Origin of the sequence: Stutzerimonas kunmingensis (assembly GCF_900114065.1) — a bacterium.
Classification (GTDB): Bacteria; Pseudomonadota; Gammaproteobacteria; order Pseudomonadales; family Pseudomonadaceae; genus Stutzerimonas; species Stutzerimonas kunmingensis.
Map to the genome: position 1 here is coordinate 464933 of NZ_FORS01000004.1, position 15974 is coordinate 480906.

The following is a 15974-nucleotide window of genomic DNA, read 5'->3' on the forward strand; positions in this document are numbered from 1 at the left end:
GATTGGTGGAGCTAGACGGGATCGAACCGTCGACCTCTTGCATGCCATGCAAGCGCTCTCCCAGCTGAGCTATAGCCCCATCTCGAGGACGGGGCGCATATTAGGGGCGCCCCCAAGTAGTGTCAACAACAATTTCGAACGGGCCGAAGTTTTTTTGGCATTAGGAACAACTACTTACCACCGACGAATGGTAACGGCGACACCTCGGGGCGATGCTGGTCACAAGCACCGCCCCTGCCCCGCACTCAGACAATCGTCGCCGCGAGCTTCTCCCACTCCTTGGCTTCCTTCTTCGACGCGCCACCGAGCAACTCGAGTGCGTTGCGCAGGCGGAAGCGCGTCAGATCCGGGCCGAGAATCTCCATCGCGTCGAGTACCGATACCGAACTGGCCTGCCCGGTGATGGCGGCGAACATCAGCGGCATCACATCGCGCAGCTTGAAGCCTAGATGTTCCGCCACCTGGGTGATGCACGCGGTGATGCGCTCCTTTTCCCACTGGCGCAGTGCTTCCAACTTCCACAGAATCAGCTGCATAACCTGGCGCACCTGCGTCGCATCGAGCTTCTTGTGCGCGAACAATGTGGGGTCGAGCGGCAATGCACCGGAGAAGAAGAAGCCAGCCAATGGCGCAATCTGGCTGAAGGTTTCCACGCGCTGCTGCACGTGCGGCGCGATCTGCATCATGTACTGCGGATTGAATGCCCACTTCTGCACTTCGGCAGCGAACTGTTCGACCGGCAGTTCGCGCAGCCACTGGCCGTTCAGCCAGGAAAGCTTCTCCAGATCGAAGATCGGTCCGCCGAGCGATACGCGATTGATGTCGAAGTGCTCGATCATCTCGTTCAGCGTGAATTTCTCGCGCTCGTCAGGCATCGACCAACCCATGCGCCCGAGGTAGTTGAGCATCGCCTGTGGCAGAAAACCCATGCGCTCGTAGAAGGTCACCGAGGTCGGATTCTTGCGCTTGGAGAGCTTGCTCTTGTCGGGATTGCGCAGCAACGGCATGTAGCACAGCTTCGGCTGCTCCCAGCCGAAGTACTCGTACAGCTTGATCAGCTTGGGCGCCGACGGCAGCCACTCTTCGCCACGCAGCACATGAGTGATGCCCATCAGGTGGTCATCGACCACGTTGGCGAGGAAGTAGGTCGGCAGGCCATCGGCCTTCATCAGCACCTGCATGTCCATGCGATCCCAGCCGATCTCGACGGTGCCGCGCAGCATGTCGTTGACCTGGCACACGCCTTCGCTCGGCACCCTCATCCGGATCACATGGGATTCACCAGCAGCGATGCGACGCTGAGCTTCGGCCGGATCGAGGTGCATGCAATGGCCGTCATAACGCGGCGTTTCCTTGTTCGCCATCTGCTCGGCACGCACCTGATCCAGGCGCTCGCTGCTGCAGAAGCACGGGAACGCATGACCCTTGCTGACCAGCTCGTCCGAGTACTTCTTGTAGATCTCGCCGCGCTCGCTCTGCCGGTACGGGCCATGCGGACCGCCAACGTCCGGACCCTCGTCCCATTCGATGCCCAGCCAGCGCAGCGCATCGTAGATCTGCTGCTCGGATTCACGGGTCGATCGCACCTGATCGGTATCCTCGATGCGCAAGATGAACTGGCCACCGTGCTGTCGGGCGAAGCACAGATTGAACAGCGCGATGTAGGCAGTACCGACGTGGGGATCGCCGGTCGGAGATGGCGCGATGCGGGTGCGAACCGTGGTCATGAATGCTCTCGGACGGTAGGACATACGGAAAGGGACGAATGTTAGCAGGCGCTGCGCAGCCGGCTCCAGCCAAACACCGGGAAGCAGAGCGAGCGCGTCCCGAAGGAGACGCTCCGGGACAGGCCGAAACGGTCGATCCGCCAGTAGCTGCTAGACCTGCAACAAGCGCTCGCGCAGCTTGTGAATTTCGTCGCGCGCTTCAGCGGCCGCCTCGAACTCCAGATCGCGCGCCAGACTCAGCATCTTCTCTTCCAGCTGACGAATCCGCTTGGTGATCTCGCTCGGCGAACGCAGTTCGTTCTCGTAACGCGCACTCTCCTCCGCCGCTTTCGCCTCGCCACGCCGCTTCTTGCTGCGCGAGCCCGGTACGGTTGCGCCTTCGAGGATGTCCTGCACGTCCTTCTTCACGCCCTTGGGCACGATGCCGTTGGCCTCGTTGAAGGCAATCTGCTTGTTGCGCCGCCGCTCGGTTTCGTCCATGGCGCGCTGCATGGACCCGGTGATGTTGTCGGCATACAAAATCGCGCGACCGTTGAGATTGCGCGCCGCGCGGCCGATGGTCTGGATCAGCGAGCGCTCTGAACGCAGGAAGCCTTCCTTGTCCGCATCGAGGATCGCCACCAGCGACACCTCAGGCATATCCAGGCCTTCGCGCAGCAGGTTGATGCCCACCAGCACATCGAAAGTGCCCAGCCGCAGGTCGCGGATGATCTCGACCCGTTCCACGGTATCGATGTCCGAATGCAGGTAGCGCACGCGCACATCGTGATCACTCAGGTAGTCGGTCAAGTCCTCGGCCATGCGCTTGGTCAGCGTGGTGACCAGCACCCGCTCCTCCTTGACCACGCACTTGCGAATCTCCGACAGCAGATCGTCGACCTGGGTCAGTGCAGGACGCACCTCGATCTGTGGATCGACCAGGCCCGTCGGACGCACGACCTGCTCCACCACGCGGCCAGCATGTTCAGCCTCGTAAGGTCCGGGTGTCGCGGAGACGAAGATGGTCTGCGGGCAGATCGCCTCCCATTCGTCGAAGCGCATCGGCCGGTTATCCAGCGCCGATGGCAGACGGAAGCCATACTCCACCAGGGTTTCCTTGCGCGAGCGGTCGCCCTTGTACATCGCGCCGACCTGCGGCACCGACACGTGGGACTCATCGATCACCAGCAGCGCATCGGCCGGCAGGTAGTCGAACAGCGTCGGTGGCGGCTCGCCAGCATCGCGCCCGGACAGATAGCGCGAGTAGTTTTCGATGCCGTTGCAGTAACCCAGCTCCATGATCATTTCCAGATCGAAACGCGTGCGCTGCTCGAGCCGCTGCGCCTCCACCAGCTTGTTCTGGCTGCGCAGGTAATCGAGCCGCTCGCGCAGTTCGTCCTTGATCTTCTCTATCGCGTCGAGCAGGGTTTCCCGCGGCGTCACGTAGTGGCTCTTGGGATAGAAGGTGAAGCGCGGCAGCTTGCGGATGACCTCCCCGGTCAGCGGATCGAAGGCCGACAGGCTCTCCACCTCATCATCGAACAGCTCGATGCGCACCGCTTCGAGATCCGATTCCGCCGGGAAGATGTCGATCACGTCGCCGCGCACACGGAAGGTCGCACGAGCGAAATCCATGTCGTTGCGGGTGTACTGCAGTCCAGTCAGCCGGCGCAGCAGCTCGCGCTGATCGAGCCGATCACCACGATCGACGTGCAGGACCATCTTCAGGTATGACTGCGGATCACCCAGACCGTAGATGCACGACACAGTGGTGACGATGATCGCATCCGGGCGCTCCAGCAGCGCCTTGGTTGCCGACAGACGCATCTGCTCGATGTGATCGTTGATCGATGCATCCTTCTCGATGAAGGTGTCCGACGACGGCACATAGGCTTCCGGCTGATAGTAGTCGTAGTAGGAAACGAAATACTCGACCGCATTGTTCGGGAAGAACGCCTTGAACTCACCATAGAGCTGCGCGGCCAGCGTCTTGTTTGGCGCCAGCACCAGCGTAGGCCGCTGCACATGGGCGATGACGTTGGCGACGCTGAAGGTCTTGCCCGAGCCCGTAACGCCCAGCAGCGTCTGGTGCGACAACCCCGCCTCGATGCCTTCGATCATCTGCCGAATGGCCTCCGGTTGATCGCCGGCCGGCTTGAAACGGGTGACCAGTTCGAACTTGGACATTTCGCCTCTCTAGGTAACATGTGCGAGCTTGGCAGCCGGACTTTCGAACAGCCATCCAGCGGTTTGGCGCGACAGCCAGCGGATCCTGAAATCCGCCACCAGCGATGGGCGCGCAGAGCCGAGAAACCGCCCATCTTTCCAGTACGCAAAACGCACCGAAAGTGATCAGAAAACCTCGGTAGCATATCGCAGGCAACAGGCTTGACCGCTATACTACCGCCCCGTTTGCGCATCACCCTGCGCGCCGACGCGAGGGTGGTGAATCTAGTCACTCTTCTCTTTCGAGCCCCCTCACCATGAGTTTGTTCTCTGCTGTCGAAATGGCGCCGCGCGATCCTATCCTCGGCCTCAATGAAGCCTTCAACGCCGACACGCGGCCGAACAAGGTCAACCTCGGTGTCGGTGTCTACTACAACGAAGAAGGTCGCATTCCACTGCTGCGCGCCGTGGTCGAGGCCGAGCATGCCCGCATCGCTGCCCACGCGCCCCGCGGCTATCTGCCGATCGAGGGCATTGCCGCTTATGATGCTGCCGTACAGAAGCTGCTGTTCGGCAACGATTCTCCGCTGATCGCCGAAGGCCGGGTGGTGACTACCCAGGCGCTCGGCGGAACCGGCGCACTCAAAGTCGGCGCAGACTTCCTCAAGCGCCTGCTGCCGAACGCCGTAGTTGCCATCAGCAACCCGAGCTGGGAAAACCATCGCGCGCTGTTCGAGTCGGCCGGTTTCCCGGTCCAGAGCTACAGCTACTATGACGCGAGCAATCACGGCATCGATCGCGCCGGCCTGCTGCAGGACCTGAAGAACCTGCCACCCCGCTCCATCGTCGTGCTGCACGCCTGCTGCCACAACCCGACCGGCGTCGATCTGAACCTGGATGACTGGAAGCAGATTCTCGACGTGCTGCGTGCCCAGGATCACGTGCCGTTCATCGACATCGCCTACCAGGGCTTCGGCGACAGCATCGAAGAGGACGCCGCCGCCGTGCGCCTTTTCGCCGAGTCGGGCATGACCTTCTTCGTTTCCAGCTCGTTCTCCAAGTCTTTCTCGCTGTACGGCGAACGCGTCGGCGCGCTGTCGATGGTCACCCAGAGCCGCGAGGAGTCGGCTCGCGTACTGTCGCAGGTCAAGCGCGTGATCCGCACCAACTATTCCAACCCGCCGACCCACGGCGCCACGATCGTCTCCGCGGTGCTCAACAGCCCGGAACTGCGCGCCATGTGGGAAGCCGAGCTGGGCGAGATGCGCAGCCGCATCCGCGAGCTGCGTCTGAGCATGGTCGAGCAATTGGCGGCCAAAGGCGCGAAGACGGACTTCAGTTTCGTTGCCGCCCAGCGCGGCATGTTCTCCTACTCCGGCCTCACGGCCGAGCAGGTCGAGCGACTGCGTGTCGAGTTCGGCGTCTACGCCATCAGCACCGGTCGAATCTGCGCCGCCGCACTGAACCGCAACAACATCGGTCACGTCACTGACGCCATCGTTCAGGTGCTCTGACTCCAGCCGCCCGGGGCCCTCTCAGCCCCCGGGCGCGGCGTCGTTCCTAGCGGCGCAAAGGGTTGACTTCTCTTTTGCAAACAGTAGGATACGCACCGTTGTTCCGCGATAGCTCAGTCGGTAGAGCAAATGACTGTTAATCATTGGGTCCCTGGTTCGAGTCCAGGTCGCGGAGCCAAATTTCAAAGCCTCGGTTAATACCGGGGCTTTTTTATTGCCGCTGGACTCTCACCAGGGACTGCGTCCCAGGTTATTCGCTTCGCTCACCCCTTCGGGGCCGCGCTAAAGCGCGTTCAGCTTCGCTGTCGAGTCCAGGTCGCGGAGCCAAATTTCAAAGCCTCGGTTAATACCGGGGCTTTTTTATTGCCGCTGGACTCTCACCAGGGACTGCGTCCCAGGTTATTCGCTTCGCTCACCCCTTCGGGGCCGCGCTGAAGCGCGTTCAGCTTCGCTGTCGAGTCCAAGTCGCGGAGCCAAATTTCAAAGCCTCGGTTAATACCGGGGCTTTTTTATTGCCGCTGGACTCTCATCAGGACTGCGTCCCAGGTTATTCGCTTCCTACTCGGTCAGCGGCTCTCCCAGCCGCTGACGCCACCAGCCCTGCGCCACAACCGAGCAGCCCCAGCCCAGCAGCACGCCCAACACATTGGCCAGCATGTCCCAGCGCGAGGCGGTCCGATAAGGCAGCATGCCCTGCCCGATCTCGATCGACAGTGCCGCAATAACTGTCAGACCCAGCCCCCACAGGAATGGCACCCGCGGGAACGCCAGACGAAGGGTGAACGCCAGCGCGGCGAAACCCAGCAGATGATGCAGCTTGTCTTGCTGATCGAACAACTGCGGTACCGGCTCCGGCTTCAAGCCGTTGAACAGGACGACCGCCAGCACGATCAGAAAGGGCAGCATTCGCATATAGGGCATCAGGTGGCGTCTCTCACTTCAAGGGATCAACAGAACAGAGGGAAACGCCCTCACCGCGACCTCTGACCCGGGAAAGACCATAAAGATCAACGCGTCAGCCGAGCGGCGTTATTCCGCAGAGCGGCACAAACAAAAATGCCCGCATCCTTCGATGCGGGCATCAGCAAAGCCTACGCGGTCAGACCGGGCTTAAGCCTCGGTCTTGCCGACAGCGGACTTGATCAGGGTCTGCAGCTCGCCGTTCTCGAACATCTCGAGGATGATGTCGCTGCCACCGACTAGCTCACCATTCACCCACAGCTGCGGGAAGGTCGGCCAGTTGGCATAGGTCGGCAGGCTGGCACGAATTTCCGGGTTCTGCAGGATGTCGACATAAGCGAACTTCTCGCCACAGCCCATTACCGCCTGGGTCGCGCGAGCGGAAAAGCCGCACTGCGGGGCGTTGGGCGAACCCTTCATGTAAAGCAGCACCGGGTTGTTGGCGATCTGTTCTTTGATGGTTTCGATGATATCCATGGAGTACCTCGGCTAGACACGGTTGCCGCGCATTGTAACGGAAAAAACGTGGGAAAGCCGAGCGGAGGACTCGGCTTTGTTGCGGCGCAAAGGCCGTCAGCACGGCGATTCAGCCCACCGGAGGCCGTGGGCTGCGGATTTGCGCCTATGCTCGCTTTCTGGATAAGATCGCGCCTTTCCCGTTTCGTCGCTCCCCGTGCGACCCCCAGTCGTCGGTCCCCTTTTTCTGTCGAAAAGCACTGGATCGCGCTGCGGCAATAAAGGTAGTTGATATGAGCGCAAGGCATTTTCTCTCACTGATGGACTGCACGCCCCAGGAGCTGAACAGCCTGGTCCGCCGCGGCATCGAGCTGAAGGATCTGCGCGAGCGCGGCGTCCTGTTCGAACCCCTGAAGAATCGCGTGCTGGGCATGATCTTCGAGAAGGCCTCGACCCGCACCCGACTGTCGTTCGAAGCCGGCATGATCCAGCTCGGCGGCCAGGCGATCTTCCTGTCCCCGCGCGACACCCAGCTCGGGCGCGGCGAGCCGATCAGCGATTCGGCCATCGTCATGTCGCGCATGCTCGATGCGGTGATGATCCGCACGTTCGCCCACTCGACCCTCACCGACTTTGCCGCCAACTCGAGCGTGCCGGTCATCAACGGTCTTTCCGATGACCTGCACCCCTGCCAGCTGATGGCCGATATGCAGACCTTCCATGAGCACCGCGGCAGCATCGGCGGCAAGACGGTGGCCTGGATCGGCGACGGCAACAACATGTGCAATACCTATATAGAAGCCTCCATCCAGTTCGACTTCCAGCTCAAGGTCGCCTGCCCCGAGGGCTACGAGCCCGACGCCGAACTGATGGCGCGCGCCGGTGATCGCGTGCAGGTAATGCGTGATCCGCGCGAAGCGGCTGCAGGCGCACACCTGATCAGCACCGACGTCTGGGCCTCCATGGGCCAGGAAGACGAGGCCGCCGCGCGCCTGGCCACGTTCCGCCCCTATCAGGTGGACCGCGCTCTGCTCGATTGCGCTGCCGAGGACGTGCTGTTCATGCATTGCCTGCCGGCCCACCGCGGCGAGGAGATCAGCCACGACCTGCTCGACGATCCGCGCTCCGTGGCCTGGGATCAGGCCGAGAACCGCCTGCATGTACAGAAGGCGCTGCTGGAGTTTCTCGTCGAGCCGGCCTACCACCACGCATGAAACACGAGCCGCCGCTGCTGCAACTGCGTGACCTGGCCTGCGGCTACGGCGAGCAGAGCATCGTCCAGCACCTCAACCTGCATCTGAACCGCGGCGACATCGGCTGCCTGCTGGGCCCGTCCGGTTGCGGCAAGACCACTACGCTGCGTGCCATCGCCGGCTTCGAGCCGGTGCACCAGGGCGAAATCCACCTGGCGGAGTCGGTCATTTCCCGCTCGGGCTTCACCCTGGCGCCGGAGAAGCGCCGCATCGGCATGGTCTTTCAGGACTACGCGCTGTTTCCCCATCTGACCGTGGCGGAGAACATCGCCTTCGGGATTCGCAAGCAGCCTGACTGCTCGCGAATCGTCTCCGAAATGCTCGAACTGGTGCACCTGGCCGCCCTTGGCAAACGTTATCCGCATGAGCTCTCCGGCGGACAGCAGCAGCGCGTCGCACTGGCCCGCGCCCTGGCGCCCGAGCCTGCACTTTTGCTGCTGGACGAGCCGTTCTCCAACCTCGACGTGGAACTGCGCCGGCGCCTCAGCCATGAAGTGCGCGAGATTCTCAAGGCGCGCAACACCAGCGCCATTCTGGTCACCCATGATCAGGAAGAAGCCTTTGCCGTCAGCGATCAGGTCGGCGTGTTCAAGGATGGCCGGCTGGAGCAGTGGGACACCCCGTTCAACCTCTATCACGAGCCACTGACGCCCTTCGTCGCCAGCTTTATCGGCCAGGGCTACTTCATCCGCGGGCAGCTGCTCGACCCGGAAACCGTGCAGACCGAACTCGGCCTGATCCGCGGCAACCGTGCCTACACCTGGCCCGCGGGCAGCTCGGTCGATGTGCTGCTGCGCCCGGACGACATCGTCTACAAGCCGGACAGCCCGCTGCGGGCGCTGATCGTCGGCAAGACCTTTCTCGGCGCATCGACGCTGTACCGGCTGCAGCTGCCCACCGGCAATCAGCTGGTGGCGATCTTCACCAGCCATGCGGACTACCCCACCGGGCAGGAAGTCGGCATCGCCATCGCCGCCGACCATCTGGTGGTCTTTCCGGCACAGGGCAGCGTCGCCGCCCATGAAACGCTGCAGCCGACAACAGCGGCGCGCTAACCCTTCTGCCGGCGCTGGCGGAAGAACTCGCTGAGCACCGCCCCGCACTCCTCGGCCAGCACGCCGCCCTCGACCAGCACCCGGTGGTTGAGAAAGCCCTGATCGAAAAACTGGCCGCGACTGACAACCACGCCGGCCTTCGGCTCGGTGGCGCCATAGACGACGCGCTGGATCCGCGAATGCACGATCAGACCGGCGCACATGCTGCACGGCTCCAGCGTGACGTAGAGCGTCACGCCGGGTAGCCGATAGTTCTGCAGCACCTGCGCCGCATCCCGCACCGCGACCATTTCCGCATGAGCACTGGGGTCGTGTCGGGAGATCGGGCAGTTGAAGCCGCGCCCAATGATCTGCCCATCCTGCACCAGCACAGCGCCGACCGGCACCTCTCCCAACGCAGCGCCCTGCGCCGCCAGCGCCAGGGCTTCGCGCATGAAGCGCTCGTCCTGGCTGCGGTCGATTATCTGCGGCTTCCTCACTGCCCTACTCCGCCCTGTCTCATACCACCTCGATCGCTGCCATCAACCCGGTTTCCATGTGGTCGATGACATGACAGTGAAACATCCAGACACCCGGATTATCGGCGACCAGCGCGATACGGGCCGTCTCGTTCTTGCCCAGTAGGTAGGTATCGGTGAACCACGGATCGATCTTGCGGCGATTGGACGAGATCACCTTGAAGGTCATACCGTGCAGATGAATCGGATGCTGGTACTGACTGAGATTGCGCAGCTCGAAGATGTAATGGCCATCCTTTTTCAGCGTAGCAATCGGGCGATCGGCACAGGTCTTGTCGTTGATGTCCCAAGCCTCGCCGTTGATCTGCCAGAAGGTATAGGCGCCGCCCTGCGCGGCGTCTGTCGACAAGGTACCGGCCCACTCGAAGTTGAAGCGCAGCGTTTCCGCGCGCTGCAGATCCGGCTCCGCCACGGGATTGGCCGGCAACGCCGGCGGCCAGTCGCCGGCGACTTCGTCATGCGCCACCGAGCGCAGCGTCGCCAGCCGTAGCGGACCATTGCGCAAGGACAGCTCCGTGCCGGCTTCCGGCACCTTCAGCGCCAGGTCGATACGCATGCCCGGACCGAGCCAGTACTCCTTGCCCAGCGGCATCGGAGCGACCGGATGTCCATCGAGCGCATAGATGCGCGCCTCGCTATCTGGCAGGTTCAGCCGATAGGTCAGGGTGTTGTCGAGATTCAGCAGCCGCAGCCGCACGACCTGCCCGGCCGGCAGATCAAGCGTGGGGGCATGTGTGCCATTCACCGTCGACAGCACGCCCGGCGTACCGCCACGGGCCGCCTCGCGCGGCACGCTGAATTCGGTGAACGCCCCCTGCTTGTCGACATGCCAGCTTTTCAGGTTGAGCGTGCGCTCGTGCCTGAAACCGCTTGGTTCGCGCTCCTCGACAATCAGCGGACCGACCAGCCCGCGACCCAGCTGCGCGGCACTGCTGGTGTGCGGGTGATACCAGAAGCTGCCGGCATCGTGCAGCTGGAAGCGATAGTCGAAGAACTCACCGGGCAACACCGGCAACTGCGATACGTAGGGCACGCCATCCATTTCCAGCGGCAGACGAATGCCATGCCAGTGGATGGTGGTGGGCTCGGGCAGATTGTTGATGAAGCGCACCCGCAGCCAGTCGCCCTGACGGCCACGCAGCTCCATGCCAGGCGCTTGCCCGCCATAGGCCCAGGCAGGCGTGACGTGACCAGGCACCAGCTGCACGTCCAGCGGGGCGGCGATCAGTTCGTAGTCATGAGTGGTGATGTCGGCCGGGCGCCCGAGCCAGTAGCGCGCGCCACTGCCGGCGAGACCGACGACACCAAGACCGGTCAGGCCGGTGAGAATCTGTCTACGGGTAAAGGACATGCATGGGCTCCAGCCAGTCCGAATTCATGGGCCCATCAGGCTCGACGCGCCTCTCTGCGGAGGCTGCGCATAGCATGAGGGCAGCCTGGGCTGCCCTCATTGCTTCAGATCATTCCCACTCAATCATCAATAGGTCGCCTAAACCCGCATGGTTAAAGGGACAAATTTAATCGATATAGGTTTTACCGTCACATTTACCGCCATTCCGCCAGCATCTATATTGCGCGGTGATGGAGCTATTCGAACAGTGAAGACTTAGCGGTCGCCGGCAATTTTAGCCGTCTTTAGCATCCTTGACCAATGCCGTCGGATGCGGCAAAACCAGAGCCTTTACGCACAATCCGGGGTTGGGCGGGTTTATTGAAGTTTGTTGACGCATGGTGATCCGCTTGCAAGGACTAAATAACTGTCTCGCTTGAAATAGTCGACATAATCGCCCTTAACTTAATGATTAGAAAACTTGTTCATGGCATGTGTGCAGTTCCCTAGCCTGTTAGCCACTAACATTCGCATCATCCCATCTCCTGAACCAGTCGCTCCATTTCTTGAGCGAATTGAGGCTGGCATATGTGAAAACCCTGCACCACTGCGCAGTCTGCTTCTTCCAACCATTCAAGCTGCTCACCAGTCTCAACGCCCTCGGCGGTAACCGTGAGCTCCAAGGCCTCCGCGAGCCCAACGATTGCCTTGATGATCAAACGGTCATTAGCAGAACTTAGCGCGTTGCCAATGAAGCTGAATCGCCCCTAGTTTCGTAGACACCTCCAAGCCTCATAATGAGGCCCAACAGGAGGTGCCATGAGCAACCAGCGTTACCCCGAAGAATTCAAGATCGAAGCGGTCAAGCAAGTCACCGAGCGCGGTTTGCGCGTTGCCGATGTGGCGGAGCGTCTAGGCGTGTCCGCGCACAGCCTGTACGCCTGGGTAAAGCGCTACAGCAAGCCCCAAGCACAGCGGCAGCAGGTAGATGATCAACAGGCCGAGCTGCGTCGCTTGCGCGCGGAACTCAAGCGGGTGACCGAAGAGCGAGACATCCTAAAAAAGGCCGCCGCGTACTTTGCCAAGGAGTCCGGCTGAAGTACGCCGTCATCAGCAAGCTGTCGGTGGAGTACCCGGTGCGGCGTCTCTGCCAGACCCTCAAGGTGCATCCCAGCGGTTACTACGCCTGGCTGGTCGAGCCGAAATCGGTACGCGCCAAGGAAGATCAACGCCTGCTCGGATTGATCAAGCATGCCTGGTTGGAAAGCGGCGGGGTCTACGGCTACCGCAAGATCCACGACGACCTGCGTGAGCTGGGCGAGCCCTGTGGCCGGCACCGTGTGGCTCGCCTGATGAGGAGAGAGGGGCTGCGCTCGCAGACCGGTTATCGCCGGCGCCCCGGGTACTACGGTGGCAAGCCGCCAGTGGCTTCGCCCAACCGCCTGGAGCGGCAGTTCAAGGTCAGCGAGCCGAACAAGGTCTGGGTCACCGACATCACCTACATCCGCACCTATGAGGGCTGGTTGTACTTGGCGGTGGTGCTGGATCTGTTTTCGCGCCAGGTGATCGGCTGGTCGATGAAACCACGGATGTGCAGCGACCTGGCCATCGATGCGTTGCTGATGGCGGTCTGGCGGCGCAAGCCCAGGCAGGAGGTGATGATCCACTCCGACCAGGGCAGCCAGTTCAGCAGCTCGGACTGGCAGAGCTTCCTAAAGGCCAACAACCTAATCAGCAGCATGAGTCGACGCGGCAACTGTCACGACAACGCGGTCGCGGAAAGCTTTTTCCAGTTGCTGAAGCGGGAGCGCATCCGACGGAAAACCTACGGCACTCGCGAAGAAGCCCGCAGTGATGTGTTCGATTACATCGAGATGTTCTATAACCCCAAGCGCCGGCACAGCAGCGCTATGCAGCTGTCGCCAGTGGAGTTTGAAAAGCGTTATTTCCAGAGCTTGGAGAGTGTCTAGGAAAGCCGGGGCGATTCAAGCTGCGATCTATCTTCAACCCGTCGAACGGATAACTTCGTAGGTAATTGAGCGAAGAATAGCCCTTACCGAAGTGGTCCATGGTCAGGCGTACGCCTAATTCCTTGAGCGCATTGAGGGTTGCTAACGCACCTGCGGACTCATCCAGCAAAATGCTCTCGGCAACCTCCAGCTCAAGCCGCGAGGCAGCCAGACCGGCTTCCGTCAGTGCCCGCTGAACATCCAGTCGGAGGTCGCTCTGACGGAACTGGACAACGGACAGGTTGACTGACACGCAGATATGCTCGGGCCAGCGTGCTGCTTCGTTGCAGGCCTCATTTAACACCCATCGTCCGAGCGGAACGATGAGCCCGGTTTCCTCCGCTAGGTCAATGAAGTGCGCCGGGCCGAGCAACCCCTTCAGTGGGTGCTGCCAGCGCACCAGTGCTTCAGCTCCGATGATGTGCAAACCATTTGTTCGATAGCGCGGCTGATACTGAAGCGCCATTTCCCCCATAGCCATGGCTTGCCGCAGGTCCATCTCAAGCTGTCGTCTTTGTAATAACCGCTGGTTCATTTCGCTGGCGTAGAACCGCCACGTGGCACGTCCATCTTCCTTGGCCTGATAGAGCGCAATGTCCGCACAGCGCAACAGCTCGTTCGCCTCGGTCGCGTCCTGCGGCGCAAGCGCAATACCGATGCTTCCGCCGACGAAGATGTTCTGGCCTTCGTATACGATCGGTTGTTTGATCTGATCGATAAGGCGTACACAAAGCGCCTCAATGCTTTCCTGGGAGCTTATGCCATCAAGTACCATGATGAATTCGTCGCCGCCAAGCCGAGCGACGAGGTCTTCGTTGCGCGTACAGTTAAGCAAACGGAGCGACATTTCCTGGAGCACCAGATCGCCTGCAGCGTGCCCAAGGGTGTCATTTACTGGCTTAAATCGATCCAGGTCCAGACTGATCATTGCCAACGGCCTATTGGCTCCCAGCTTGCCGGCCAGAAAACTGTGCAAGTTGTTACGATTGGGCAGGCCAGTCAGAGCGTCGTGCATGGATAGATGCTCTACCTGCGTCTGCGCTTTTACCTCCTCGGTGATGTCGCTGGCGGTACCTCTGTAACCGGCACATTTCCCGTCCGCCATGATCGGCCGCGACGCCAGGCGACAGATCCGAACGTCACCGTTACGGTCCGAATACTTGCAACGCAAGGGTTTTCTGCTCTGTGTCTGTAACCACAGCGCGATACCCTGCGTATCAGCCTGAAGCAGCTCATCTAGCGGGCGTCCCAGCCATTGGCTGGCTTTGAATTCGGTGACGCGTTCAAACCGTTCGGAGAGGTATATCAACCTCAAGCGCTCATCGGTTTCCCACAACCAGTCCGATGCAGCCTCGGCGATATCACGAAAGCGCTTCTCACTACTAGCAAGGCTTGCCTGGCTGACCGTAAGCGCCGAGTGACTATCTTCAAGGCGTCGCGATGCCCTCACCGCATCAAGGGCGATCAACCCTATTAGAAGAAGCATTAATACCGCAGAGGAGCCGACTATCGGTAGCAGCCCTTCAAGCATCTCATGACCGAACTCAGGAGCCGACCAGCCGAAGATTACCGAGGCGCCCGCCAGGTCGGTGAGCGCTAGGCTGCCATCTTCTGATATCGCACCACCCTCACCTTGGCCAATTAAATGTAAATCGATCAGTCCGTATTGGAAGCCGAGCCGCAGCAGTTCGTCCGGATCCAGCAAATCAATCAGAACCAAGGTGGTGCCGGAAGCCCGTCTCAGGGCGACCTGATCCTCAGGCAAAGCATTTGCCGCAGCAGCGAGCACCAACGTGTCATCGAGCCGCAGAATTCCACCTGTCAACGCATCGGGGCCACCCCGCCGGGCTTGCTCTAACAGCCCATCCAACCCAACGCCGAGCCGCTGAAGCAGATCGCTGTCCCGCACTGCCTCGGAAGTGAGCGCCTGAGTTTTTTCGACGCCGGAGCCAAACACCATAAGGGCATCGAAATCGAGGCTGTAAAAAAGCACGTCTGGAGCCGCCATCTTAGCTCGCGATTGCGGATCGGTTGAGGCGTTATTGAGCGTGACGAATGCGGCCATTCCCTGCCGAAGCATGGCCTGTCTGTGACTTAACGCCTTCTCTATCAAGAAATGGCTGTGCTCGATCACGTTACGGTCAAGCGTATCGGTCATTCGCTTAACGGAATAGGAGATAACAGACGATACAACCAGGAGCACGGCGAGCAGCAAAGGAAGCGAGCGGCGAAGGATTATCTGGCTAACACCCATGAAATACCTGTTGTTTTTATTAGTGCTGGCGGAGCGGAGCGCTTCAATTGCCGCAACGGAATGACAGCAAGGTTATCGGCACACGATAGAAGAATTCGACCCCAGACAAGCAGGATTAGCTTGCTACAGAGATTAAATGAGGATGCGTAGCGAAAGGCCACCCCAAAAATATGGTTCATCGCGGATTAGCGGGAAAGCGAGGGGAGACGGCGGCGAGAAGGGCTAAGGTGGTGTTCGCCAAAACATTTCCGACCCCACCACCGCCGTCGCCATGGATGCTAGTTTGCTCGCCCTGTTCTGGGAAGGCTTCGAGCTGGATAGCTATGAGCCTCTCGGTACCCATTGCCTGCTGATAAGGCTCAAGCCCGATGCCTCAAGGCTGCCTTGTTGCAGCGGTTGTGGGCAGTCTGTTGCCGCTGACCGAAAACTGACCCAGTAGAGGCTGTTCTGCCGACTGAAAACTGACCCAGGTGTTCAACTGCTTCTGCTCAATTTTTGAGCAGGAGAACACAGGGTGATCAGTATGGAAATGATGGGCAAAATCCGCCGGATGTATTTCCGCGACAAGCTGTCGCTGCATGAGATAGCCAAGCGCACCGGGTTGGCGCGCAACACGATTCGCAAGTGGGTCAGAGCACCTGAGGCCAAGCCGCCGGTCTACCAACGCCGCGCGATCTTCAACAAACTCAGCCCTTTTCACGCCACGCTGGAGCAGGCGCTAAAAGCCGATTCGCTGCGGCCCAAGCAACAGCG

The 15974-nt window shown here is 60.7% G+C and carries 12 protein-coding genes, 2 tRNA genes and 1 pseudogene; 6 read left to right on the forward strand and 9 right to left on the reverse strand.

Translation table 11 applies throughout. The features are described 5' to 3' along the window. Positions 1 to 3: 3 nt before the first annotated feature. The 3 genes from BM275_RS13295 to uvrB form a co-directional block, all read right to left on the reverse strand. Positions 4 to 79, reverse strand: a tRNA-Ala gene (locus tag BM275_RS13295). Positions 80 to 245: 166 nt separating this feature from the next. Further along, positions 246 to 1727: a glutamate--tRNA ligase gene (gltX, locus tag BM275_RS13300; protein ID WP_090521661.1), complete on the reverse strand. Its 1482-nt coding sequence runs from the start codon at positions 1725 to 1727 to the stop codon at positions 246 to 248. Between the two features lie 150 nt (positions 1728 to 1877). Next, positions 1878 to 3893, reverse strand: coding sequence for an excinuclease ABC subunit UvrB (uvrB, locus tag BM275_RS13305; RefSeq protein ID WP_041013219.1), 2016 nt, complete (start codon positions 3891 to 3893; stop codon positions 1878 to 1880). A gap of 296 nt (positions 3894 to 4189) precedes the next feature. On the opposite strand from uvrB, the gene BM275_RS13310 reads away from it, so the two are divergent. Then, the gene (locus BM275_RS13310) at positions 4190 to 5386 is read left to right on the forward strand and encodes an amino acid aminotransferase (protein WP_090521662.1); all 1197 of its coding nucleotides are present in this window, start codon (positions 4190 to 4192) and stop codon (positions 5384 to 5386) included. A gap of 102 nt (positions 5387 to 5488) precedes the next feature. Further along, positions 5489 to 5564 (forward strand) — tRNA-Asn (locus BM275_RS13315). A gap of 380 nt (positions 5565 to 5944) precedes the next feature. Here BM275_RS13315 and BM275_RS13320 read toward each other — a convergent pair. Together BM275_RS13320 and grxD are read right to left on the reverse strand one after the other, a co-directional pair. Continuing rightward, positions 5945 to 6307, reverse strand: a complete 363-nt coding sequence (locus tag BM275_RS13320; protein WP_031298192.1) for a VanZ family protein — start codon at positions 6305 to 6307, stop codon at positions 5945 to 5947. 189 nt (positions 6308 to 6496) lie between these two features. Further along, entirely contained in the window at positions 6497 to 6823 is a 327-nt protein-coding gene (gene grxD, locus BM275_RS13325) for a Grx4 family monothiol glutaredoxin (RefSeq protein ID WP_014819496.1), read from the reverse strand. A 272-nt stretch (positions 6824 to 7095) separates the two neighbouring features. Between grxD and argF the strand changes: the two genes are divergently transcribed. Together argF and BM275_RS13335 are read left to right on the forward strand one after the other, a co-directional pair. Beyond that, positions 7096 to 8016: an ornithine carbamoyltransferase gene (argF, locus tag BM275_RS13330; protein WP_090521664.1), complete on the forward strand. Its 921-nt coding sequence runs from the start codon at positions 7096 to 7098 to the stop codon at positions 8014 to 8016. Next, positions 8013 to 9110: an ABC transporter ATP-binding protein gene (locus tag BM275_RS13335; RefSeq protein ID WP_090521667.1), complete on the forward strand. Its 1098-nt coding sequence runs from the start codon at positions 8013 to 8015 to the stop codon at positions 9108 to 9110. The genes argF and BM275_RS13335 overlap by 4 nt, the downstream gene beginning before the upstream one ends. On the opposite strand, the gene tadA is transcribed toward BM275_RS13335, so the two are convergent. The 3 genes from tadA to BM275_RS22610 form a co-directional block, all read right to left on the reverse strand. Then, positions 9107 to 9589, reverse strand: coding sequence for a tRNA adenosine(34) deaminase TadA (gene tadA, locus BM275_RS13340; RefSeq protein ID WP_090521668.1), 483 nt, complete (start codon positions 9587 to 9589; stop codon positions 9107 to 9109). The two genes, BM275_RS13335 and tadA, sit on opposite strands and share 4 nt — an antisense overlap. Before the next feature lie 19 nt (positions 9590 to 9608). Further along, positions 9609 to 10979 (reverse strand): multicopper oxidase family protein, encoded by a 1371-nt coding sequence (locus BM275_RS13345; RefSeq protein WP_090521670.1) that lies wholly within the window; start codon positions 10977 to 10979, stop codon positions 9609 to 9611. A gap of 512 nt (positions 10980 to 11491) precedes the next feature. Beyond that, positions 11492 to 11677: an EAL domain-containing protein gene (locus BM275_RS22610; protein WP_167362166.1), complete on the reverse strand. Its 186-nt coding sequence runs from the start codon at positions 11675 to 11677 to the stop codon at positions 11492 to 11494. A gap of 100 nt (positions 11678 to 11777) precedes the next feature. Between BM275_RS22610 and BM275_RS13355 the strand changes: the two genes are divergently transcribed. Next, a protein-coding gene (locus BM275_RS13355) for an IS3 family transposase (RefSeq protein ID WP_090521675.1) occupies positions 11778 to 12928 on the forward strand; the annotation gives its coding sequence in 2 pieces (ribosomal slippage) (positions 11778 to 12015 and positions 12015 to 12928; 1152 coding nt in all). On the opposite strand, the gene BM275_RS13360 is transcribed toward BM275_RS13355, so the two are convergent. Next, the gene (locus BM275_RS13360; protein ID WP_090521678.1) at positions 12867 to 15221 is read right to left on the reverse strand and encodes a putative bifunctional diguanylate cyclase/phosphodiesterase; all 2355 of its coding nucleotides are present in this window, start codon (positions 15219 to 15221) and stop codon (positions 12867 to 12869) included. The genes BM275_RS13355 and BM275_RS13360 overlap by 62 nt on opposite strands. 532 nt (positions 15222 to 15753) lie before the next feature. Here BM275_RS13360 and BM275_RS13365 point away from each other — a divergent pair. Beyond that, positions 15754 to 15974, forward strand: a pseudogene (locus BM275_RS13365) (IS21 family transposase); the annotation flags it as partial.

Excerpts from the sequence above, each read along its gene's own strand:
- gltX (WP_090521661.1), bottom strand. The coding sequence starts at position 1,727 with ATGACCACGGTTCGCACCCGCATCGCGCCATCTCCGACCGGCGATCCC.
- uvrB (WP_041013219.1), bottom strand. The coding sequence starts at position 3,893 with ATGTCCAAGTTCGAACTGGTCACCCGTTTCAAGCCGGCCGGCGATCAA.
- BM275_RS13310 (WP_090521662.1), top strand. The coding sequence starts at position 4,190 with ATGAGTTTGTTCTCTGCTGTCGAAATGGCGCCGCGCGATCCTATCCTC.
- BM275_RS13320 (WP_031298192.1), bottom strand. The coding sequence starts at position 6,307 with ATGCCCTATATGCGAATGCTGCCCTTTCTGATCGTGCTGGCGGTCGTC.
- grxD (WP_014819496.1), bottom strand. The coding sequence starts at position 6,823 with ATGGATATCATCGAAACCATCAAAGAACAGATCGCCAACAACCCGGTG.
- argF (WP_090521664.1), top strand. The coding sequence starts at position 7,096 with ATGAGCGCAAGGCATTTTCTCTCACTGATGGACTGCACGCCCCAGGAG.
- BM275_RS13335 (WP_090521667.1), top strand. The coding sequence starts at position 8,013 with ATGAAACACGAGCCGCCGCTGCTGCAACTGCGTGACCTGGCCTGCGGC.
- BM275_RS13345 (WP_090521670.1), bottom strand. The coding sequence starts at position 10,979 with ATGTCCTTTACCCGTAGACAGATTCTCACCGGCCTGACCGGTCTTGGT.
- BM275_RS13360 (WP_090521678.1), bottom strand. The coding sequence starts at position 15,221 with ATGGGTGTTAGCCAGATAATCCTTCGCCGCTCGCTTCCTTTGCTGCTC.